The sequence below is a fragment of the Bradyrhizobium nanningense genome (assembly GCF_004114535.1).
In the GTDB taxonomy this organism is placed as follows: Bacteria; Pseudomonadota; Alphaproteobacteria; order Rhizobiales; family Xanthobacteraceae; genus Bradyrhizobium; species Bradyrhizobium nanningense.
The window spans coordinates 578,355-599,011 of record NZ_LBJC01000033.1; the positions used below are offsets into that span (position 1 = coordinate 578,355).

Sequence of the window (20,657 nt, forward strand, 5' to 3'; positions counted from 1 at the left end):
GGCTACGCCTCGAAATTGCCGGCGCGGAAATCCATCGCGAAGGCCGGCGATGCCTTCCACTTGATCGATTTCGGCTTGGCCGTGAAGGTCGCGTTCTGGTGCAGCACCGTGTAGGCGGGGTCCTCGCGCTCGGCGATCTCCAGCATGCGGCGGAACGCCTTCTTGCGCGCAGGCCGGTCGGTCGAGGTCTCCAGGAACTCCGAGAGCTTGTTCAGCTCGACATTGGTCCATTCGCCGATCTGCTGCTGCTGGCCGTTCGGCCCGTGCTGGGCGACCAGCGACGACACAGGATCGTTGAAGGCGGCCGAGTTCGACCAGTCGCGCACGGCACGCGTGGGCGCCCGCTCCATGATCTGCGACCAGTTCTCCTTGGTCTCGATCTGCACGTTGAGGCCCACCGATTTCCACATCTCGACCAGCACCTGCGCGGTCGCGACCTGGTTGGTGTAGTAATTGTTGAGCAAGCGATAGGGAATCGGATCGCCCTTGTAATTGGCCTGCTTGAGCAGATCCTGCGCCAGCTTCGGATCGTAGGCCGGCACGCTCCAGTCGGCGTTGAACATGTCGCCGTAGAACTCCCATTGCAGGCCCTTCGGCACGCGGGTGCGGCCGGCCCACAGGCTGTCGACGATGGCCTGGCGGTCGATCGCATGGGTGAAGGCGCGCCTGACAAGCGGATTGGCGAGCACGGCGTGGTTCTTGTCGAACACGGTCAGGCGGTGGTTGAGGATGGTGCCGCCCTGCACTTCGAACGCCGAATTCTTTTCGATGCCGGCGATCTGGTCCGGCGGGATGTCGCAGGCGAACTGGTACTCGCCCGAGAGCAGCCCGTTGATGCGGCTCGCCACTTCAGGCACTTCGAGGAAGCGGATGCGCTTGAGCGGCGGACGGCCGCCCCAATATTCGTCGTGTGCTTCCAGGGTCAACGACACGTCGGGCTTGAGCTCGACGACCTTGTAGGGACCTGTCGTGACGGGCTTGCGCGCCCAGTCGAGATAGCTTGCGGACTCCTCCCACGCGCGGCGGTTCATGATGTCGGAGCCGTAGCGCGACAGCCGGCCTTCGATGGTGACGTCGGGCGTCGCGTTGTAGAAGCGCACGGTGTATCTATCGAAGGCATCGACGCGCACGAGGTCGGGCCAGATGCGGCGGGCGACGGCGGGCACATCAGGCGGCAGCTCCTTGCCGGGCCGCGGCGTCGGGACCTTCTCGAAGGCCTGGATCGTGGAGCGGCTCTTGGCCTCGGTCTCGCCGAACATGCGCTCGCGGCTGAAGGTGAAGACGACGTCCTCGGCCGTGAGCTCGTCGCCATTGTGGAATTTGACGCCCTGGCGCAGCTTCACCTCGACGGTCTGGTCGTCGATGCGGCGCCATTCGGTGGCAAGGCCCGGCACGGCCTCCAGATTGCCGCGCCAGTTCTTCGAGATCAGCCCTTCCCAGATTGAGGAGAAGAACACGCGCTCGCCGACATTGGACTGCTCGCGCAGCACGTCGAGGACGTTCGCATTGGTGACCTTCTGCACGGCGATCGTCACCGACGGACGATTGTCGCCCTGCGCGATGGCAAAGCGCGGCAGCAGCAATGTGCTTGCGGCCGCACCGCCGGATTTCAGGATGGTGCGACGGGTAAAATTACTCATGGCGGTAACCCCTGCCCTGGATGATGCTTTTATTCGGCGAGACCGAGCGCGGCGAGATGGGCTGCGCCGGCGCGGACGTCGTCGTGATTGCGGAGTTCGAGGATCAGCCGCGGGTTGGACGTGAGCCGTCCCAGCGCGCGGAACACGGCGCCCCAGGGGATGTTGCCTTCACCCGGGGCCCAGTGCCGGTCGGCAAATCCGTCGGTGTCCTGCAGATGCACATGCGTCAGCATGTCGCCGGCGGTCTCGACATAGTAGTCGACCGGCGGTGCGCCGGTGGAGATGTACGCGTAGTTGGCGTGACCCGTATCGAGCGAGACGCGGACCTTGCTGCTTTCGAGCGCCCTTGCGAGACGGACGCGGTCGCGCGGATCCTTGTCCTCGATGTTCTCGATGACGATCTCACAGCCGATGGTTTCCGCTCGCGCGATGACTTCGGCGAGCGTCGCCTTGACGCGTTCGACGAGATTGCCGCGGTTGTCCGGATAGAGATCGAGATTGTTGTGGTCCCAGGTCGTGAATGGCGAGTGGATCACCATCTGCGTCGCGCCGAGGAACTCGGCGGCTTCCAGGCCCTGAAGCAGGCGCTTGGTCACCGCCTGGCGGATCATGGGATCGTGGCTGTCGATCTTGAAGCCCCAGAAGGGACCATGGATGCCAAGCCGGCCGGTGTGGCCGGACAGCATCTGCTTGATCTCGCCGGCGGTGCTGCGCCAATCGCTGTCGAGAAGATCGGCGCGGAAGAAATCCTGGATTTCGAGATCGCGCTGCCGCTCCAGAAGCCAGTCGCGATGCGCAGGGATCGATTTGATGGACAATGCGGCGCCCAACACCGGCTTCGACATGGCTTGCTCCTTGGCCGTCAGCGATGACGGGAGCAGCGCTAGACCAGTTCGATGACAGGCCCGTGAAATGCAGGTTCCGTAGCGCCGGGAGATGTGGACATCCTGCCGACCGCGCGCTCCGGATTCAGACGACAGCGATCGCGGCGCCGATGCCGAACGAACACAGCGCAATCGGTATTCGTGTCCGTAGTGATCCGGAATGGAATCCTAACCAACCTTCGCGTACATCGCGGGACATCGATCGGCGGCCACTTCCACGGGCATCACCCTCTGATCGCGCACCACGGGGTTGGGGGACCACATGGGGCGGGGATTGAAGGCTGGGGCAAGGTGACGAGGTCCGGACTCCTAGGCACTCCGGGCCTCGAAACTTTCTTAGATTGAACGCAGCAACGCGCCGTCCGGCTGGGGCATCCGGGCGGCGCGTTGTCGTTTCAGCGGGGGCTTTCCATTAGCGTGTCTGCGGCTCGAGCGTCACGGTGCAGTCGCCCTGCCCTTGCGTTGCGACCACGATGTTGCCCGCCGGTGCGCCAAGTGCAATTGGGGCTGAGGAGCCGCCGCCGGGCATCTGAACCGTCACGCTCAGCGAATCCGAGCGCGCAGTCGAGCCGATGGTTGAGGGTTCTGCTTGGGCGACATTGCCCGAAGCGTCACGCCGCATGATCTGACAGTTCACGTTACTTGCGCCGGCCGCCGCCACGCTCGATGTGGCGCTGCCGCCCATTTGCGCCCGGGCGCGCGACGGATCGCGCGGCACCTGACTGACGATGCGATGCGTGCGCGGCTCCACGATGACGACATCGTCATCCGTGGCGAAATATTCGTAGTCGCGATATTCCGGCTCGATCGACACGATCTCGGGCGGAAGCCGGTAGAGACGCACGCGCGGCGGAATCGTCTCGCCGACCCGGATCGAGATGTTCAGGTTGTGCTCGGGCTGTGCCAGGCGTGCGCGGCTTACCGTTTCGGACATCCGCACCTGCTTCTCGGTCGTCACCTGGGCCTGCTGATTGACCTGCGTGTTGGTCTGGGTGGTCTGGTTGGCTTGATTGGTCTGCGTGCCCGAGGTGCTAGGCGCAGTCTGCGCATTGTTGGTCGGAGCCGGCCGACTCGTGTCCGTTGCGGTGGCTGGCCGGTTGGTCTGCTGCGCCGGCTGCTGCTGCTCGGCAGCATTGCGCGGCGGCTGGGCCTGATTCTGCTCTTTCTGGTTGGCCGCAGCCCCAGTCCGCTCGTTCTGCTGACCGGCGGGACCGGTCTTGGATTTCTCGGACTCGGCTGCTGATTTCTGCGGCGCCGACTTGTCCTGCTTCTGCTGCTTCGTCTCGGCGCTGCTCTTGCCGCTGTCGTGTCCCGGTTTCGCGCCCTCGGCTTCACGGTTGCGATCCCGCGCAGGCTCGCGAGATTCCTGTGCCTGATCTTTAGCCTTCGGCTGATTGCGCTCAGAAGCCGTGGCCGGTTGACGCTTGTCCTCGTTCGCCTCGTGCTTGGCGGCGCCGCCCTTCTCCTCGCGGCCCGCGCCTTGCAGTCGCTCCTGGGCGCCCTGTGCGCGCTCTTGAACACGTTCTTGAACCCGTTCTTGGGCGCCGCCGCGCTGCGGCGCAGCGCCTTTCGCCGGCTCCTCGGTCCGTTTCGGCTCGTCTCTGCGCTCACCGGGCGCCTGGGCGTAGGCAAAGCCGGAAGCAAGCATCAGTCCGATAGCCGCAGTCGATAACATCAAGTGTTGACGCATGGTCCCTCTCCTCGACAATTCGCAAAAACAAACGCGAACGTTCTGTGGGTGCGAAGGTTCCTGAGGAGGAACGAGGGGCGATCACGCCGGGAGTTACATCGCGTCCTTGAGCGTGAGGCGGGCCGTGAATGTCACGCTGGTCTTGCCGACCAGCGCCATGCCTTCGACCTCGGCGCCGCCGGCGGAATAGTCGCCCGAGAAACCGCAGGTGACCTCCCTGCCGCCGAATGCGAGCGTCCTGCCGACGGCTTCGGTGTGCTGGTTGACGATCATGTCGCCGCGCCACTTGCCGTTCCGAAACGTGTAGCTGCCGGTGTAGTAAAAATAGCTGTCGCCGCCCATGATGCGTCCGTCGCAGAGCACGACGACGCCCCTCGCCTGCCCGCGCTTGCCATCGCGCATCTCGATGTCGAAGATGTAGAGGCCGTCGACGACCTTGGCCTCTCCCCCGGTTTCTGCCCGATCCCCCGCTGACATCCGATCATCTCCCCACCGGTCCGCCGCCCCCGATCAGTTCGGAACGTTCCGTTCGAGATCCTCGAGCCATGCCGCTGCGCTCGAATCCGACGGCGCACGCCAGTCGCCGCGCGGCGACAGCGAACCGCCCGCCGAAACCTTCGGGCCGTTCGGCATCGCCGAGCGCTTGAACTGGCTGAAGGCGAAGAAGCGGCGCAGGAACACTTCGAGCCAGCGGCGGATCTCCTTGAGATCATAGGCCTTGCGACGGTCGCTCGGGAAGGCCGGCGGCCATGCGCCCTTGGCAACGTCCTTCCAGGCGTGCTGCGCCATGAAGGCGATCTTGGACGGGCGCATGCCGAACCGCAGCGTGTAGAACAGGTTGAAATCCTGCAGCTCGTACGGACCGACCGACGCTTCCGTGCTCTGCGGCTTCTGGCCGGCCTCCACCGGCACCAGCTCGGGCGAGATTTCGGCGACCAGGATCGCACCCAGCGTGCGGTTGACGTCGTCGCTGAACTGCTTCGACGAGATCACCCAGCGGATCAGGTGTTGGATCAGCGTCTTCGGTACGCCGGCATTGACGTTGTAATGCGCCATCTGGTCGCCGACGCCATAGGTGCACCAGCCGAGCGCCAGCTCGGAGAGATCGCCGGTTCCGATCACGATGCCACCGTGATGGTTGGCGAGCCGGAACAGATAATCCGTACGCAGGCCCGCCTGCACGTTCTCGAAGGTGACGTCGTAGAGCTTCTCGCCCTGGCCGAAGGGATGGCCGATGTCCTTCAGCATCTGCGTTGCGGTGGTGCGGATGTCGAGCTCCTGCCAGCTCGTGTGCAACGCCTGCATCAGCGCCAGCGCATGGGTCTTGCTCTCGCTGCCGGTGGCAAAGCCCGGCATGGTGTAGGCCAGGATGTTCTCGCGCGGCAGGCTAAGCAGATCGACCGCCTTGGCGGCGACGATCAGCGCGTGCGTGGAATCGAGCCCGCCTGAGACGCCGATCACCACGCGCTTGGTGCCGGTGGCGCGCATGCGCTGCACGAGGCCGGCGACCTGGATGTTGTAGGCCTCGTAGCAATCCTGCTCGAGCAGGCTTTCGTCGCTCGGCACGAACGGGAAGCGCTCGATCTTGCGCAGGAAACCGATGTCGGCGGCGGGCGGCTTCAGGGCGAACGTCACCTTGCGGAAAAACGCCTCGCGCTGGCGGCGGTTATCGTCGAACGTGCCCATCAGCGCACGTTCCTGCCTGAGCAGATCGAGATCGACGTCGGCCGTGGTGATCTGACCGCCCTGCCGGAACCGCTCGCCCTCGGCCAGCAGCACGCCGTTCTCGTAGATCGAGGTCTGGCCGTCCCAGGAAAGATCCGTGGTCGATTCCCCTGCCCCGGCTGCCGCGTAGACGTAAGCCGCAAGGCAGCGTGCCGACGTCGACTGGCACAGCAGCGCGCGCGAGCGCGCCCGCCCGATCGTGATCGGGCTGCCCGAGAGATTGATCAACACGCTCGCGCCGGCGAGTGCGAGCTCCGAGGCCGGCGTTACCGGGATCCACATGTCCTCGCAGATCTCGACGCCGATGGTGAGGCCCGGAACGTCTTCGGCCGAAAACAGGAGGTCGACGCCAAACGGCGCATGCAGCCTGCCGAACGCGATCGTCTCCCCGACCATGCCGGCGCCCGAGGCGAAATGCCGACCCTCGTAGAATTCGCGATAGGTCGGCAGATAGGTCTTCGGCACCACGCCGAGAACGTTGCCGCGATGAATGACGACGGCGCAATTGTAGATGCGATGGCCAAAGCGCAGCGGCGCGCCGACGATCAGGACCGTCATCAGTCCCGCGGAGGCTTCGACGAGGCCCGCGAGGCCGCGCTCGACGGCATCGAGCAGCGGGTCCTGCTTGACCAGATCTTCGATCGCATAACCGGACAGGCACAACTCTGGAAACACGGCGACCGCCACCGATTGCTCGTGGCAGGCATTGGCCGCCGCCAGCACGGCCTTCGCGTTGGCCGAGGGATCGGCGACATGGGAGGTGGTGACACAGGCCGCCACGCGCGCAAATCCGTGAGCGTAGATCGAGTGGAAAGTCATCGAGCGCAGTACCCTTAAATCTCTTCGCTGCCGCAGTCGTCAGCTCCGGATCCTATGTAGCCCATCGACCGGGTCCCGTGCAGGCCATAAGCCGTCATGCATAACGGATTTGCAGGGCCGCCGGTTCGCGCCTGACGAGCTCAGGCGCTGCGGGCCAGCACGCCCGACAGATCGTCGAGCAGCCATTCGGCGATCCGCGGCCAAGCATGGGCGTGGGTGCGCGCGCCCATGAACAGGCCGAGGTGATTGCTCGGCTCGGAGGCCGCCGCAATGAAGGCCGGCGGCGTGCCGACGAGGCCAGCTGTGGCGAGCGCCTGCGCAGCCGGCACGACGTCGTCGTCGAGCCCGGCGAGCAGGAAGACCGGTGCCCTGACGTCCTTCAGATCGACCGTGCGGCCAAGAGCTTTGAAGCTGCCGCCGGCGATCTGGTTCTCCCGGAAGATCCGGTTGACGACCTCCAGATAATATGCGCCCGGCAGATCGAGCGTCTCCCCGTCCCAGCGCTCGAAGCGCGCGAGCAGTGCCGCGCCCTCCTCGTCCGACAGATCTCTCTGCAACGCCGCCACGATATCGTCGCGGTTTGGCGCCTTGGACCACAAGCGGAGCATCTCGCCGCCGCTGACATTGCCACCGCCGCGCGCGACGAGCTGGTCATAGACCATCTCGGGCGCGTTGCGGGTGAGCCGGCACAGCGGGGACTCGATCGACAGATCCACGGGAGCACCGACCAGCACCAACCGCCGCACCTTGGCCGGAAAGCGCGCCGCATAGAGCAGCGACAGCCAGCCGCCCTGGCACAGGCCGACCAGATCGACCGGCGCGCCGATCTCGTCGATAGCGACGTTGAGATCGCCGAGATAGCTGTCGATCGAGAGATAGCGCATGTGAGGTGTGGCTGACCGCCAATCGGTCAGGTAGATTCGGTCGATGCCGCCATCTTGCAGGGACCCGACCACACTGTGGCCGGGAGCGAAATCGGCGATCAAGGCCCGGTGCAGCGCATAGGGTGCACAAATCAGCACTGGCTGGCCGGATCGCTCTCGGGAGCAATCGCGCAGGCGCATCGTCGCGAGCTCCAGCGCAACGCGGTTGGGCGTCGTCCACGGCAGGTCGCTCGCATCCTGCTCGGGCCGGCCGCGCTCGATCCACCAGAAGCAAGCGTCCATGGCGAGCCGGGCTGCCGTAAACGGCCATAGCAGCGGCTCATCAGGAGCATGATCCGGTCCGCCAGGCTGTTTGCCGATCTTGTCCACCATGACGTTCTCAAGGTCCTTACAGAAACGCCTCGAGGCTGACGACGGAGATGCCGAGCTCGCGAAAACTGTGATGGGCCGCGGCCACGGAGCCATCGAGATCGATGCCGCGGCAGGCGTCCTCGATGACGGCCACCTCCAATCCGGCCTTGCGCGCATCCTCCGCCGAGAAGCGGACGCAGAAGTCCAGCGCAAGCCCGGCGACGAAGACGGTCTTCAGCTCGCGCTCGCGCAAATAGCCGAGCAGGCCCGTCGGCGTCCTCTTGTCGTTCTCAAACAAGGCCGAATAGGAATCGATGCCCCGGCGAAAGCCCTTGCGCACCACGAGGCTCGCGCGGGTGATGTCGAGATCGCGATGGAAGTCGGCGCCGGAGGTGCCTTGCACGCAATGGGTCGGCCAGAGCACCTGGGTGCCGTAGTCGAGCGCGATGGTCTGGAACGGCTGCTTGCCCGCATGGTTCGGCGCGAACGAAATGTGGTCGCGCGGATGCCAGTCCTGGGTCAGCACCACATTGGCGAATTTTTGGGCGATTCGGTTGATGGCGGGGACGACCTTCTCACCGCCGGGAACGGCGAGTGCTCCGCCGGTGCAGAAGTCGTTCTGCACGTCGATCGCCAGCAGCACGTCGTGGTCAGAAATCTTCATCGCCAGTCTCATTCGATGTGCCCGGCGCGCCGGCGCCTGACAAAGCTGCCTGAGTGTCGGACTTCCCGCGCAGCTTCGCAACCGCCGGAACGGCGCGACACCTGCGCGAATTGGTCATCAGACTCCCGCCAGAATGCAACGGTTTGGCCTCGTCCGTGTTGACTAGGCGCACCCGAGGGCGGATTCTCGCACTGACGGGTGGATGGGGTCGAAGGCGTGGAGGACAGGGTTGCCGCGGCCGGAAGGCGGCGGCGGCCACGAGATCATGAATATCGGCAAGACAGGACAGATTCTTCTCGCCGATATCGGCGGCACCAATGCGCGCTTCGCGCTGAGCCGGAGCGAATTGGGCGAAGGCGATCAGTCCGGATCGATCGACTATGTGAAGGTCGCCGACTTCCCGACCGTCCGCGAGGCCATTGCGGACGTCTTGGCGCGCCGGGCCGGTGGCGAGCAGCCCCGCAGGGCCGTGCTGGCCGTGGCGGGTCCCGTCACCAACAACCGCTGCGTCATGACCAACAGCCCCTGGGTCATCGACGGCAACGAGCTGCAACCGGCACTGGGCTTCGACAGCGTCCACGAGCTGAACGACTTCGAGGTGGTCGCCTGGTCGCTGCCCGCCTTGCAGCCTGCCGATTTGATCTCGCTCGGCGGACAAGACGGCCTGCCCGGAGAGCCGTTGCTGGTGGTCGGACCCGGAACCGGCTTTGGCGTTTCCTGTCTGGTCAACCGCCATGGTGCCCGCCTCGCCGTCGTCACCGAAGCCGGACACGCGACCCTGCCGGCCGAGAACGAGCGCGAGGAACGCGTGATCGCGTGCTTGCGCAAACGCCTCGGTCACGTCTCCATCGAGCGTGGGGCGCTCTCGGGTTCCGGACTGCAAAACCTCTACGAAGCCTTGGCGGAAATTGACGGCGCCCAGGTGCCGCACCGCGATGCCGCCGCCATCACCAAAGCTGCCCTGGAAGGCAGTTGTCCCATCAGCCGGGCAACGCTCGATATGTTTTGCGCCATCCTGGGCTCGGTCGCCGGCAATCTGGCGGTGACGTTCGGCGCCCGCGGCGGCGTCTATGTCGCCGGCGGAATCGTGCCGCGCTTTCCCGAGTTCCTGATGGACTCCGCCTTCAGGGCGCGCTTCGAAGCCAAGGGACGCTTCCAGGATTATTTGCGCAACATCCCGACCAGGCTCGTGATCAAGCCCGATGCGAGCTTCGTCGGCCTGAAGACGTTTGCCGATTCCCAAGCGGGTTGAGGATCCGGTTGTCCTTGCGGCCCAAGGTTCCAGTCATGCACAGCTGATTGCCGCGCATGCGCGGCTCCCGACGGGATCTTGCTTGCGTACGTGTTCCCGATGAGAAACAATCCTGCCTGTGTGTGTGGCGTAGTTGCGGGGGCGTGACATGCGTAAGCAGGATCTGGGTTTCGACTATCACCGCTATCACCGCCTGCTGACCGAGGCGGACGACGAAGGCAAGCGGCTGGCCCTGATCGATCTCTTGATCGAGGAAAAGGCGCGAGACCGGCTGGCCGCCCAGCGCGCCTCAGACCGCGCGGCCATGACGGCCCATACCATTGCGACGGTGCTGAAGAACGGCCGCAACTGAGGCTTGCAATCCGGTCCGGACCGGTGAGACCGCGGGATTCGATTGCGGTTTCGTTAACGACGCTTCGCAATCTCATGTCAAACTGTTTGCTCTAGAAGTTCCCTCACCTGATGCAATTCAGGATCAACAAAGGGGGGAATGAACATGAGCATGATTTCGCTTGCCGCGATGCCGGCCGTCGTCGAACCGCGTTTCGCCGAGTCGTCCTTCAAGACCATTTTGCTGTTCTGCTGCACGGGCCTGGTCGCCTCGTTCGGCCTGATGGCGCACGGCATCGACCTCGCCGCCGGACTGATGTGAGACCGCGACAAACTCTGCACCAGATGGCCGCCCCTGACGGGCGGCCATTGTCATTGGCTCAGTCAGTGCGGCGCCCCGCCGTCATTCAGTGCGGCGCTTGAGCCGGAGTTCCCGGAAACATCGAATCGATCATCGCCTTGAGCTGATCCATTGCGATCGGCTTGCGCAGGATCGGCCTGCGCCGGAGCAAGGATGGCAGTAGCTCCGGTCCGTAACCGGTGGCGAACAGAAACGGCTTACCGCGACGTTCGATCAAGTCGGCGACGGGATCGACGTAGACGCCCATGAGGTTGATGTCGAGGATGGCCATATCGTATTGCGCGGTCATGGCGAACGCGCTCGCATCCCGCACGTTGTCCGCTTCCGCCACGACGTGATGGCCAAGTTCCTCCACCATGTCGGCGATCATCATCCGGATCAACGCCTCGTCTTCGACCAGGAAAACGGAGAGTCCGTCCGCCATATCAACCCCGCAGTCAGCTTGCGAAGCTAACCATACATCAATTGCGGGGAGGATTCACGAATTCGTGGCGGGCGCCGTTAATTCGGGCGCGCCCGATCCGATTCAACTTGATCAATCCAATCCGCGCTCGTGGCTCAGACGCACCATCTCCTGGATGAAGACTTGCTTCTGCTTGTCGTCGAGGCTCGAATAGAGCGGCTCGGCGGCGTCGGCGACGTTGCGCTGGTCAGCAGCGCGGTCGGTCAGGAACTGCGCCTCGTTGCGCATCTGCTCGATAATGTCGTCGGGCGGATCCCGCTTGGCGCGGGCAACCCGCAAGTTGAGCCGCTCTGCACCATTATGCCCGAGGTAGTGCATTGCGCTGGAGAAGCCGTACCAATGCTTCTCCTGGTCGGGCGTGAGGTTCAGCTCGGTCTTGATCCGCTCGATATAGGAATCGCTGTTGGCAACGATCTGTTCGGCGGTCTGCTGCGGCGCGCCGGGCTGGGTCAGGACCGTGACGTCCTTATTGTCCTTGCCTTGATCATCCTTGCCTTGCGGCGCGTTCTTCGCCTCCTTGCTCGCCTTGGCGCCCTTGCCCGCTTTGGCTCCCTTGGCATCCTTGTCCTTGGCCGCGCCCTGCTGCTTGGCGTCCTTGCTGGACTCCTTGGCCGCCGGCGGCGGATTGCCGCCATTGCTGTTGTTGACGCCGAGCACACCGGTGAAGACGCCGACCACGCCGCCGATCGCGCCGCCGAGCACACCACCGACCGGACCTGCCGCCTTGTTTCCGGCCGCCGCGCCGTCCTGAACGCCTTTGACCAAGCCTTGAGCATTGGCCACCGCGGCGGCACCGAGCAGCAGCGCGAGCACGGCCCCCAGCGCGAAGCATCGCCGCATGTGAAGCCGCGCTGACGGTGCCGGGTTGATCATTCTCGTCTCCATCGTCGATCTGAATAGCCTGTTGGGGCGGCAGCCAACCGGCCCGCCGCAACTCTATCGTTTCCGCCGCATCGCGGTCCAGACGCAGCCAATGGCTGTCCACGCCCGAAAAGTCTTTCGCGCGAAGCGGTTATCCAGGCTTATTCGAAACTGCGGCGTAATTGCGCACGGATCTTTCCTGGCCGGTTCACGCGACGTGTGCGTCGCAAAAACAAGCGACCGCAGCTTACGGACGCTACAGCACTCCCACCTTCCAGGGACACAACGTTAGTTCTATGTGCGAGCCGTTCGGGTTTCTCGACAGACGCGATCAATCATGATCTGATCGCGCTACCAATTTGCCGCGGTCCTCGTGAATTGCCATTTGGGCCGACAGCATCAATAAGAAAATCGAACAACAAGAACTCGGAAAAGAAGTCTTAGAGGAAACTCCAACAACAACACCCAAGCGAGGAAACGAGATGTCACGCAAGAGACTGACGCGACGTCAATTTGTGGCTGCCACTGCAATGTCCTCCGCGGCGCTGATCACGGCGCCCTATGTCCGGGGCGCTTACGCCGCCGGCAAGCTCTCGATCGGCTTCTGGGACCATTGGGTGCCAGGCGCCAATTCGGCCTCGACGGAGCTCGTCAACGAATGGGCCGCGAAGGAGAAGGTCGAGGTTACCATCGACTACATCCCAAGCCAGGGCAACAAGAACCTGCTGACCATTGCCGCCGAAGCGCAGGCAAAGTCGGGCCATGATATTTTCGCGATGCCAACGTGGTGGGCCCATTCCAATGCCGAGCAGTTGGAGAACGTTGCCGACATCATGGGGCCGATTATCGCGGAGAACGGCGAGGTGAACGGCACGGCCAAATATCTGGGCACTGTCGGGACCAAATGGCTCGGCGTTCCGGCCTGCGTCGGCAGTCAGATCAAGGGTCCCTGCTCCCGCATCGATTTGATGAAGAAGCACGCGGGGATCGACGTCCAGGAGATGTATCCGGCCGGTTCTCCACCAAAGGCCGACAACTGGACGCTGGAAACATTCCTGAAAGCTGCCGAGGCCTGTCACAAGGCAGGCTTCCCGTTCGGCATCGGCCTCGGCGAGACCACCGACAACGTCGATACGGCGGGCGCGATCTTCCTTTCGTTCGGCGCCGAGCTCGTTGACGCCAAGGGCAATCTCACCGTCAAGACCGACGCGGTTCGTCAGGCACTCGACTTCTACAAGAAGCTGATCAACTTCCTGCCGCCCGACGTCGCAGCCTGGGACGACGCATCCAACAATAAATGGCTGGTCTCCGGCAGAGGTGCGATGATCATGAATCCGCCGAGTGCCTGGGCGGTCGCCAAACGCGACGCGCCGCAGGTTGCAGAGCAATGCTGGACTCACGGATTCCCGGCCGGACCCAAGGGGCGTTTTGCCCCCTACCTGCCGTACTTCTGGAGCATATGGAATTTCTCGAAGAATAAGGACGCGGCGAAGAGCCTCCTGGTCCATCTGTCGAAGCCCGCGGCCATCGAGAAGATGGTGGTCGCAAGCGGCGGCTACGATCTACCGGCCTATGAGAAGCTGACGACGTTGAAGGTTTGGCAGGAGGAAGGGCCGCCGAAAGGCACGCTCTATCACTATCCGAACCCCTACAAGCATCAGACGCTGTCGATTGCGGCCTCGCCAGCGCCGCCGAAGATTGCACAGCAAATATACGCGCAGGCCACGCTTACCAAGATGTGCTTGCGGTATCATCAGGGCGAAGCGATGGAAAAGACCCTCGCCTGGGCCGAAGGCGAATGCGAAGGCTTCATGCGGAGCTAAGCCGGAAAGGCTCGCCGCGACGGCCTGAGGCCGCTTGCGGCGGGTCCTCCGTCTCACTCACCTGGCGAGAGCCGACGGCTTCGGCTCTCGAACCTTCCAAAAGTCGGGTTTACCGACCAAACCGCGCGAGGAAAATGCATCATGGCGGATGTCGCATTGCAGCCGAACAGGGTTGGCGCAGCGCAACCGGCGCGAAAACGCTCTGGTCTGCAAAAGGCGCTCAAACGCAAATCGACTGCGGCGTTTCTGATGACGCTGCCGCTGATCATTCTCATCACACTTCTGGTGCTTTATCCTGCGTTCTACTCGCTTCATCTGGCGACCCTCAACAAGTCGATGCAGAGATTCGTCGGTTTCGGAAACTTCGAGTTCCTGTTCAAGCGCGACACGTTCTGGCTGGTCGTCAAGCAATCCTGCATCTTCGCTATCACCGCCGTTCTGTTCAAAGCGCTGATCGGGTTCATTGTCGCCCACTTCGTCCATAACATTCCGGCCAAGGGCCAGCGGAAGTGGCGCGGCATGCTGCTGGTGCCTTGGGTCATCCCGCCCGCGATGAGCACGCTGGCATGGCTGTGGCTGTTCGACCCCTCCTACTCTGCGTTCAACTATACGCTGTCATTTCTCGGAATTGGACCGATCCCGTGGACGGGCGACGCCGCCTGGGCGCGCTTTTCCGTCATCCTGGTCAACGTCTGGTACGGCGCACCGTTCTTCATGATCATGTATCTGGCGTCCCTGAAATCGGTGCCCGACCAGCTCTATGAAGCCGCAGCGATCGACGGAGCCAATTGGTGGCAGCGCATCTGGTACGTCACGCTGCCAATGATGCGCAACATCATCGCGATCACGACGCTGTTCTCACTGATCGTGACCTTCGCCAATTTCGACATCGTGCGAATCCTGACCGCCGGCGGCCCGCTCGACCACACCCACATCTTCGCCACCTGGGCCTTCAGGATCGGCATCGAAGGAAGCGACATTCCGCTCGGTGCCAGCGTCTCCCTGTTCATGGTGCCAATCCTGGCGGTCGCAGCGATATTCATCCTGCGGGATGTCAACAAGCGCGGGAATGAAGCCTGATGAGCTCAGTCACGATAGACAAGGCCGCGCCGACGCGCACCGTCAAGTATGGAAGTATGAGCCGCGACCGCAAATGGGCGCTGCGTTGGTCGTACTTCTTTCTGACGCTGTTTGCGATCTTCTCGCTGCTGCCGCCGATTTACATGCTGATCACCTCGCTCAAGAGCAGCGCCGAAATCTCGGCGGCGACCAATCCATGGTGGGTTTTCCACCCGACGCTCGAGAACTATGTCGGCCTGCTGACGTCAAACCAGTTCCTGCGGTTTTTCTGGAATTCCGCGCTGGTTTCGATCTTCGTGGTCACCATCACGATGCTGATCAGCGTGCCGGCGGCATTTGCCCTTGCGCGGATGCGGTTCTGGGGTTCGGCCACGCTGGCGACCGGCGTGTTCCTGACCTACCTGATTCCGGACAGCCTGCTCTTCATTCCGTTGTTCAAGGTGTTTGCCCTGTTCGGCGACTGGACCGGCATCCAGCTCATCAATCGCTGGTACGTGCTGCTCTTCATCTATCCGACTCTGACGGTACCGTTCTGCACCTGGATCATGATCGGTTACTTCGCCTCGATTCCCAAGGAGCTAGACGAGGCCGCGATCATCGATGGAGCGTCCTGGTTCCAGACCCTGACCCGGATCTTCATTCCGGTGGCGCTGCCGGGGCTGATCGCCGCGACCATCTTCGCCTTTACGGTGTCCTGGGCGCAATTCCTCTATCCGCTCGTGTTCACTACCTCCACGGACCAGCTCGTGCTGCCGGTCGGCATCATCACGACGCTGATCAAGGGCGACGTGTTCAACTGGGGACAGATCATGACCGGCGCGCTGCTCGGCGCGGCGCCGCCGCTGATCATCTACGCTTTCCTGATGGACTACTACATTGCCGGCCTGACCGCCGGTGCGACAAAGGGTTGATGGCGAGGAGCTGAAGTTCGATGGCTGACGTTGCTTTGCGGAAAGTAGTCAAGCGTTACGACGATGTCGAAGCCGTGCGCGGTATCGATCTCGATATCGCCGACCACGAGTTCATCGTGCTGGTCGGTCCCTCCGGCTGCGGCAAGTCGACGACGCTGCGCATGATCGCAGGCCTCGAGGACATCAGCGACGGCGACATCATGATCGGCGGTGACGTCGTCAACGACGTGCCGCCGAAGGATCGCGACATCGCGATGGTGTTCCAGAACTACGCGCTCTACCCGCACATGACGGTCGCAGAGAACATGTCGTTCGGGCTGCGCCTGAAGCACTATCCCAAGGCCGAGATCAAGGCGCGGGTGACGGAGGCCGCCCGCCTCCTCGACATTACCGACCTGATCGACCGCAAGCCGAAGCAGCTCTCCGGCGGCCAGCGCCAGCGCGTCGCGATGGGCCGGGCCATCGTGCGCAATCCGAAGGTCTTCCTGTTCGACGAGCCGTTGTCCAATCTCGACGCGAAACTCCGCGTGCAGATGCGGATCGAGATCAAGAAGGTGCACCAGAAGGTGCGCACCACCACCGTCTACGTCACCCACGACCAGGTCGAGGCGATGACGCTGGCCGACCGCGTCGTGGTGATGAACAAGGGACGGATCGAGCAGATCGGCACGCCGAACGAGCTCTATCACAAGCCCGCCACACGCTTCGTCGCCGGCTTCATCGGCTCGCCCGCGATGAACTTCATCCCGTGCCGGCTCGAGGAGGTCGGCGGCACGCTGCAGATCCGCCTCACCGACCGCATCGCCTTCGCGCTGCCGCCGGCCCGCGCCGCGCGCTACAATTCGCTGCCGCGCACCGAGAAGCTGCTGCTCGGTATCCGTCCTGAGCATCTCACCGAGTCGCACGCGCATCTCGGACCGGGCATCGAGTCCTTCGACACCGTGCTCGACGTCACCGAGCCGATGGGCATGGAGACCCTGGTTTATTTCGGGCTCGACGGTACGCCGGTCTGCGGCCGCGTCGATCCCAATGCCGGCGCCAAGGACGGGGCTCCCATGCGTTTGGCGATGGACCTCAACAATATGCACCTGCTAAACGAGGCGACCGGCGTCGTGTTGTGACGCCGGTTCAAGAAACTCGCGCAGGCAGGGGACGATGGCGACCAACAAGAAGAAGATTTTCGTTACGCAAACTTTGTCGCAAGGGGCACGCGCCCTCCTTACCCAGCGGGACGATATCGAGCTCGTCGAGTTTGCGAACCTGATCTCGGCTGGGGATTTCGAGGCCTTGCTGAAGAGCCATGCGCCGGTCCATGGCGTCGCGCTCGGCGCGACCGCCTTCGGTGAGACCGAGCTCGAAGCCGCCAGGGACATGAAGGTGGTGACCCGCATCGGCGTCGGCTACGACGCCGTCGACGTGCCCGCCCTCTCCCGCCGCAAGGTGCCGCTGATGGTCGCGGGCAGTGCAAACTCGCCCTCGGTCGCGGAAGCGGCGCTGTTCATGATGTTGACGCTGGCCAAGCGCGCACAGGAGCTGCATGCCTGCGTCAGGGACGGCAAATGGGCGGATCGGCTCGGCATGCTGCCGTTCGACCTCTACGGCAAGACCGTGCTGGTGATCGGCTTCGGCCGCATCGGCAGCCGTACCGCCAAGCGGTGCCTCGCGATGGAAATGAACGTGCAGGTCTACGATCCCTACAAGCCTGCCTCCGAGATCAAGGCCGCGGGCTGCGAGCCCGTCGCCGATCTCGATGCCGCCCTGCCCCACGCCGATTTCGTCACCATTCACTGCCCGAAGACGCAGGAGACGATCGGCCTGTTCGATACGGCCCGCATCGGCCGGATGAAGTCGAGATCCTATCTCATCAACACCGCACGCGGCGGCATCGTGAAGGAAGCCGCACTCTACGACGCCCTGGTCTCCGGCAAGCTCGCCGGCGCCGGCATCGACGTGTTCGAGATGGAGCCGCCGCCGGTCAGCAACGCGCTGTTCGCACTGCCCAACGTCATCATCGCCCCGCATGTCGCCGGCGTCACGGTCGAGGCGGTCCAGCGCATGAGCGAGCAGACCGCGCGCAACATCCTGAGTGTGCTGGACGGCGATCCGATCCGGCAGAACGTGATCAATCAGGATGTGCTGGGCTGAGCCGAACCCCGGGCGGGCGGACGGAAGCGCCCGCCTTCGGAACGCCAGAAAGCGTCCCATTTTGGCGCAGATCGAGCCCCAACTCAGCCTTAATCAAACGCGCCTAATGTTCCCGGCCGCGGCGGCAGTGGGACAGACTTGCCGGCCGCGTCGAGCTGGAGGATGGAGCCTTGTCAGAAATCGACCCGACCGACCACGCGCTGGCGACCATCGCCAGTATCCTGGAGAACCCCGAGCCCGTTCTGGTCATTCGCAAGACCGAGACCGAGATCGTGATGGCTGGAGAGCGCGAGCACGTGGACTCCGACGAGCATCGGGTCGTGGACGAATATCCGGCTGTCGAAGAGCATCCGTCACTGGAAGAGCATCCGGTGGTCGAAGAGCAGCCGCTGGTGCCGGATCACACCGATGCCGACGGCTACAGCAAGGTCGGGCCCGGCCCCATGGTGGCGATCCGTCTCAAATGGACGGTCCATCGCGGCGATGACGGCCAGTACTACGTCCACGAGACCATCGGCGAACAATCCGCGCCCGTGGTCAGCGGTCCCATGACGAGCGAGGCCGCGGTGCATTTCGTCGACGTCCAGGAGGACGAGGCGCAGAAGCGCTTCGAGCTGCTGCGCAGCGAGATCGCCGGCCGCAGCTCGCTCGCCGATTACGAGCGCAAGGGCGAAGCCTGAAGCGCGATCATCGCGCCTCAGGCTATTGTTTGAGCATGATCTCTCCGGAAAACCGCTTCGCACTTGTCCGGATCATGCTTTAGCGTTCGCGCGGGCCAAGAAAGTCCCGCTTCACCAATTCGACGCCTGCGTGCCGCAACAGGTCGTAGGCGGTCGTGACGTGGAAGAAGAACTGCGGGACGCTGAATGTCAGCAGTAGCGTCCGCCCGGTGAAGGGCAGCTCGGTCCCGTTCTTCAGCTTGAAGAAGACATTGCGCTCCGCCGCCGCGTCGATCTGTGCGCGCGGCAGGCTTTCGATGAACTCGATCGATGTCGCGATGCGCGCCTGGAGCCCGGCCATGTCGTGCTCCAGCGCGGGCAGCGCCACCGGCTCGCAGCCTGCCAGCAGGGCCGGCGCGACAGTGGCGTGGCGGCAGGCCTCGCCGACCTGCTGTGCCAAATCGTACATGTTCGGCGCGAGCCGCATGCCGAGCAGGACCGCCGGGTTGAACTTGCGGGCCTCCGCATAGGCGACGCCCTTGTCGAGCAGCGCGGAGAGGTTGCGCAAGTACGGCACGAACAGGCCAGCCGAGGCCTCGTACATCGAGATCGTCACGTCGAGATTCCTTTCAATTCTACCTCGCCAGAAGCTCGCGTCTGGTCTAAATCCACGCCGTAAAGAGCTGCACAATGACAGCTCGCGCAGGGGTGGAGAAGACATGATCGTTCGAATGGCTGGTCGAATCTTGGCGGCTTTGGCCGTGGCGATGTTGGCAAATTTTTCGGCCCAAGCGCAACAGGCGCCCTCGCGGCTCGACGAGATCGTCAAGCGCGGCACCTTGCGGGTCGGCATGACCGGCGACTACAAGCCCTTCACCTATCTGGACAAGGCGACGCAACAGTTCAGCGGCTTCGACGTCGACATGGCGCAGGCGCTCGGCAAGGCGCTCGGGGTCAAGGTCGAATTCGTTCCGACGGCCTGGCCGAAGCTGATGAAGGATTTCGAGGCCGACCAGTTCGACATCGCGATGGGCGGCGTCTCGGTCACGCTCGACCGGCAGAAGAAGGGCTTCTTCTCGACGCCGATCATGCGCGAGGGCAAGACGCCGATCGCCCGCTGCGCCGACGTCGGCAAGTACCAGAGCATCGCTGACATCGACAAGAAGGGCACCCGCGTGATCGTCAATCCCGGCGGCACCAACGAGCGCTTCGCGCGTGCCAACATCAAGGATGCCGAGATCACCGTCTTCCCCGACAACACCGTGATCTTCGACGAGATCGCCAAGGGCAATGCCGACCTGATGATGACGGACGCCTCCGAGACGCGCTACCAGCAGAAGCAGCACAGCGGCGTGCTCTGCGCCGTGCATCCGGAAAGACCGTTCGATTTCTCCGAGAAGGCCTACTGGCTCCAGCGCGACATGGCGCTGAAGGCCTTCGTCGACCAATGGTTGCACATTTCCGTGGAAGACGGCAGCTACAAGAAGATTTACGCCGCCTGGTTCGATTAGAGCGTCGCGCGCCAAGAGGACGCGGTGACGCGAGAAGCTGGAATCCCGTTCCAATTGCGTTGGAACGGCGCTTCAGCCCGCGTCCTCCTGTCGCTGTCCCGGCCCAACTTTCGACCGGTCCCTCGCTTATTGAACCCGGAACCGCAGGACGGCGACTCATACCGTGACAGTGATCTGGATCACTTTCTGCAATCGAACCGATGCGTAAGCGTCGGTGCGGGACCATCTGTTCAGGAGATGCGAAATGAGGAAGCTGTTGGCCACGGCCGCATTCCTTTTGTTGGCGAGCACAGCTGCCCAGGCGCAGTACACCTTCGAATATGGCGGGCGCACCATCCGCATCGACCCCGACCGCGGCACGGTGCAGATCCCCGGCGTGTACGACAACACCGGCCAGGGCAACAAGGCGAAGAAGGCCAAGAAGAACGAGACGGCGCCGAGCCAGCAGCCGCCGCAGCAAGCCACGGTCGAGCCGCAAACGCCGGCCGCGCAGGCGCCTGCCCCTGCAGCCGTGGCGCCGCCGCCGGCAACCGCCAGCAACGCGCCGGCCGAGACGGCCGTGCTGCCGCCGCCCGCAGCACCGGCGCCTCCTCCAGCACCCGCG

20 protein-coding genes and 1 pseudogene are annotated in these 20,657 nt (G+C 63.7%); 11 read left to right on the forward strand and 10 right to left on the reverse strand.

The window, feature by feature from the left end; all coding sequences use genetic code 11:
• Positions 1–2: 2 nt before the first annotated feature.
• The 7 genes from XH84_RS31600 to pncA form a co-directional block, all read right to left on the reverse strand.
• The gene (locus XH84_RS31600; protein WP_128921757.1) at positions 3–1,640 is read right to left on the reverse strand and encodes an ABC transporter substrate-binding protein; all 1,638 of its coding nucleotides are present in this window, start codon (positions 1,638–1,640) and stop codon (positions 3–5) included.
• A 29-nt stretch (positions 1,641–1,669) separates the two neighbouring features.
• On the reverse strand, positions 1,670–2,485 hold the full coding sequence (locus tag XH84_RS31605; RefSeq protein WP_128921756.1) for a sugar phosphate isomerase/epimerase family protein: 816 nt from the start codon (positions 2,483–2,485) through the stop codon (positions 1,670–1,672).
• Between the two features lie 451 nt (positions 2,486–2,936).
• On the reverse strand, positions 2,937–4,214 hold the full coding sequence (locus tag XH84_RS31610) for a DUF1236 domain-containing protein (RefSeq protein ID WP_128921755.1): 1,278 nt from the start codon (positions 4,212–4,214) through the stop codon (positions 2,937–2,939).
• 93 nt (positions 4,215–4,307) lie between these two features.
• Positions 4,308–4,691, reverse strand: a complete 384-nt coding sequence (locus tag XH84_RS31615) for a GrlR family regulatory protein (protein WP_128921754.1) — start codon at positions 4,689–4,691, stop codon at positions 4,308–4,310.
• A 33-nt stretch (positions 4,692–4,724) separates the two neighbouring features.
• Entirely contained in the window at positions 4,725–6,758 is a 2,034-nt protein-coding gene (locus XH84_RS31620; protein ID WP_128921753.1) for an NAD(+) synthase, read from the reverse strand.
• A gap of 140 nt (positions 6,759–6,898) precedes the next feature.
• A complete protein-coding gene (locus XH84_RS31625) occupies positions 6,899–8,014 on the reverse strand; it encodes an alpha/beta fold hydrolase (protein WP_128921752.1) in 1,116 nt (371 codons plus the stop codon).
• 16 nt (positions 8,015–8,030) lie between these two features.
• Complete coding sequence (gene pncA / locus XH84_RS31630; RefSeq protein ID WP_128921751.1) at positions 8,031–8,669, reverse strand: bifunctional nicotinamidase/pyrazinamidase; 639 nt, start codon at positions 8,667–8,669, stop codon at positions 8,031–8,033.
• A 253-nt stretch (positions 8,670–8,922) separates the two neighbouring features.
• On the opposite strand from pncA, the gene glk reads away from it, so the two are divergent.
• From glk to XH84_RS40155, 3 genes are all read left to right on the forward strand, one after another.
• Positions 8,923–9,909, forward strand: a complete 987-nt coding sequence (gene glk, locus XH84_RS31635) for a glucokinase (protein WP_128948527.1) — start codon at positions 8,923–8,925, stop codon at positions 9,907–9,909.
• A gap of 148 nt (positions 9,910–10,057) precedes the next feature.
• Positions 10,058–10,261: a hypothetical protein gene (locus XH84_RS31640; protein WP_128921750.1), complete on the forward strand. Its 204-nt coding sequence runs from the start codon at positions 10,058–10,060 to the stop codon at positions 10,259–10,261.
• A 144-nt stretch (positions 10,262–10,405) separates the two neighbouring features.
• The gene (locus tag XH84_RS40155; protein ID WP_164936547.1) at positions 10,406–10,561 is read left to right on the forward strand and encodes a hypothetical protein; all 156 of its coding nucleotides are present in this window, start codon (positions 10,406–10,408) and stop codon (positions 10,559–10,561) included.
• Positions 10,562–10,646: 85 nt separating this feature from the next.
• Here XH84_RS40155 and XH84_RS31645 read toward each other — a convergent pair whose 3' ends face one another.
• Together XH84_RS31645 and XH84_RS31650 are read right to left on the reverse strand one after the other, a co-directional pair.
• On the reverse strand, positions 10,647–11,024 hold the full coding sequence (locus tag XH84_RS31645; RefSeq protein ID WP_128921749.1) for a response regulator: 378 nt from the start codon (positions 11,022–11,024) through the stop codon (positions 10,647–10,649).
• Positions 11,025–11,135: 111 nt separating this feature from the next.
• Positions 11,136–11,936 carry a Spy/CpxP family protein refolding chaperone gene (locus XH84_RS31650; RefSeq protein WP_128921748.1) on the reverse strand — a complete coding sequence of 267 codons (801 nt, stop codon included), beginning with the start codon at positions 11,934–11,936 and terminating at the stop codon, positions 11,136–11,138.
• A 470-nt stretch (positions 11,937–12,406) separates the two neighbouring features.
• Here XH84_RS31650 and XH84_RS31655 point away from each other — a divergent pair, with 470 nt between their 5' ends.
• The 6 genes from XH84_RS31655 to XH84_RS40160 all read left to right on the forward strand — a co-directional run bounded on the left by XH84_RS31655 (position 12,407) and on the right by XH84_RS40160 (position 18,563).
• Positions 12,407–13,747, forward strand: coding sequence for an ABC transporter substrate-binding protein (locus XH84_RS31655; protein WP_128921747.1), 1,341 nt, complete (start codon positions 12,407–12,409; stop codon positions 13,745–13,747).
• Positions 13,748–13,888: 141 nt separating this feature from the next.
• Positions 13,889–14,827 carry a carbohydrate ABC transporter permease gene (locus tag XH84_RS31660; protein ID WP_128921746.1) on the forward strand — a complete coding sequence of 313 codons (939 nt, stop codon included), beginning with the start codon at positions 13,889–13,891 and terminating at the stop codon, positions 14,825–14,827.
• Positions 14,827–15,738: a carbohydrate ABC transporter permease gene (locus tag XH84_RS31665; protein WP_025036339.1), complete on the forward strand. Its 912-nt coding sequence runs from the start codon at positions 14,827–14,829 to the stop codon at positions 15,736–15,738. Before XH84_RS31660 ends, XH84_RS31665 begins: the two co-directional genes overlap by 1 nt.
• Before the next feature lie 20 nt (positions 15,739–15,758).
• Complete coding sequence (locus tag XH84_RS31670; protein ID WP_128921745.1) at positions 15,759–16,859, forward strand: ABC transporter ATP-binding protein; 1,101 nt, start codon at positions 15,759–15,761, stop codon at positions 16,857–16,859.
• A gap of 34 nt (positions 16,860–16,893) precedes the next feature.
• Positions 16,894–17,883, forward strand: a complete 990-nt coding sequence (locus XH84_RS31675) for a hydroxyacid dehydrogenase (RefSeq protein WP_128921744.1) — start codon at positions 16,894–16,896, stop codon at positions 17,881–17,883.
• 170 nt (positions 17,884–18,053) lie between these two features.
• The gene (locus XH84_RS40160; protein WP_164936546.1) at positions 18,054–18,563 is read left to right on the forward strand and encodes a hypothetical protein; all 510 of its coding nucleotides are present in this window, start codon (positions 18,054–18,056) and stop codon (positions 18,561–18,563) included.
• 79 nt (positions 18,564–18,642) lie between these two features.
• Here XH84_RS40160 and XH84_RS31685 read toward each other — a convergent pair whose 3' ends face one another.
• Positions 18,643–19,146, reverse strand: a complete 504-nt coding sequence (locus tag XH84_RS31685; RefSeq protein WP_128922009.1) for a DUF1993 domain-containing protein — start codon at positions 19,144–19,146, stop codon at positions 18,643–18,645.
• Between the two features lie 127 nt (positions 19,147–19,273).
• Between XH84_RS31685 and XH84_RS31690 the strand changes: the two genes are divergently transcribed.
• Together XH84_RS31690 and XH84_RS31695 are read left to right on the forward strand one after the other, a co-directional pair.
• The gene (locus XH84_RS31690; protein ID WP_128921743.1) at positions 19,274–20,053 is read left to right on the forward strand and encodes a transporter substrate-binding domain-containing protein; all 780 of its coding nucleotides are present in this window, start codon (positions 19,274–19,276) and stop codon (positions 20,051–20,053) included.
• Positions 20,054–20,297: 244 nt separating this feature from the next.
• Positions 20,298–20,657: pseudogene (locus XH84_RS31695) on the forward strand (DUF2147 domain-containing protein); the annotation flags it as partial.

Excerpts from the sequence above, each read along its gene's own strand:
- XH84_RS31600 (WP_128921757.1), bottom strand. The coding sequence starts at position 1,640 with ATGAGTAATTTTACCCGTCGCACCATCCTGAAATCCGGCGGTGCGGCC.
- XH84_RS31605 (WP_128921756.1), bottom strand. The coding sequence starts at position 2,485 with ATGTCGAAGCCGGTGTTGGGCGCCGCATTGTCCATCAAATCGATCCCT.
- XH84_RS31610 (WP_128921755.1), bottom strand. The coding sequence starts at position 4,214 with ATGCGTCAACACTTGATGTTATCGACTGCGGCTATCGGACTGATGCTT.
- XH84_RS31615 (WP_128921754.1), bottom strand. The coding sequence starts at position 4,691 with ATGTCAGCGGGGGATCGGGCAGAAACCGGGGGAGAGGCCAAGGTCGTC.
- XH84_RS31620 (WP_128921753.1), bottom strand. The coding sequence starts at position 6,758 with ATGACTTTCCACTCGATCTACGCTCACGGATTTGCGCGCGTGGCGGCC.
- XH84_RS31625 (WP_128921752.1), bottom strand. The coding sequence starts at position 8,014 with ATGGTGGACAAGATCGGCAAACAGCCTGGCGGACCGGATCATGCTCCT.
- pncA (WP_128921751.1), bottom strand. The coding sequence starts at position 8,669 with ATGAGACTGGCGATGAAGATTTCTGACCACGACGTGCTGCTGGCGATC.
- glk (WP_128948527.1), top strand. The coding sequence starts at position 8,923 with ATGAATATCGGCAAGACAGGACAGATTCTTCTCGCCGATATCGGCGGC.
- XH84_RS31640 (WP_128921750.1), top strand. The coding sequence starts at position 10,058 with ATGCGTAAGCAGGATCTGGGTTTCGACTATCACCGCTATCACCGCCTG.
- XH84_RS40155 (WP_164936547.1), top strand. The coding sequence starts at position 10,406 with ATGAGCATGATTTCGCTTGCCGCGATGCCGGCCGTCGTCGAACCGCGT.
- XH84_RS31645 (WP_128921749.1), bottom strand. The coding sequence starts at position 11,024 with ATGGCGGACGGACTCTCCGTTTTCCTGGTCGAAGACGAGGCGTTGATC.
- XH84_RS31650 (WP_128921748.1), bottom strand. The coding sequence starts at position 11,936 with ATGATCAACCCGGCACCGTCAGCGCGGCTTCACATGCGGCGATGCTTC.
- XH84_RS31655 (WP_128921747.1), top strand. The coding sequence starts at position 12,407 with ATGTCACGCAAGAGACTGACGCGACGTCAATTTGTGGCTGCCACTGCA.
- XH84_RS31660 (WP_128921746.1), top strand. The coding sequence starts at position 13,889 with ATGGCGGATGTCGCATTGCAGCCGAACAGGGTTGGCGCAGCGCAACCG.
- XH84_RS31665 (WP_025036339.1), top strand. The coding sequence starts at position 14,827 with ATGAGCTCAGTCACGATAGACAAGGCCGCGCCGACGCGCACCGTCAAG.
- XH84_RS31670 (WP_128921745.1), top strand. The coding sequence starts at position 15,759 with ATGGCTGACGTTGCTTTGCGGAAAGTAGTCAAGCGTTACGACGATGTC.
- XH84_RS31675 (WP_128921744.1), top strand. The coding sequence starts at position 16,894 with ATGGCGACCAACAAGAAGAAGATTTTCGTTACGCAAACTTTGTCGCAA.
- XH84_RS31685 (WP_128922009.1), bottom strand. The coding sequence starts at position 19,146 with ATGTACGAGGCCTCGGCTGGCCTGTTCGTGCCGTACTTGCGCAACCTC.
- XH84_RS31690 (WP_128921743.1), top strand. The coding sequence starts at position 19,274 with ATGGCTGGTCGAATCTTGGCGGCTTTGGCCGTGGCGATGTTGGCAAAT.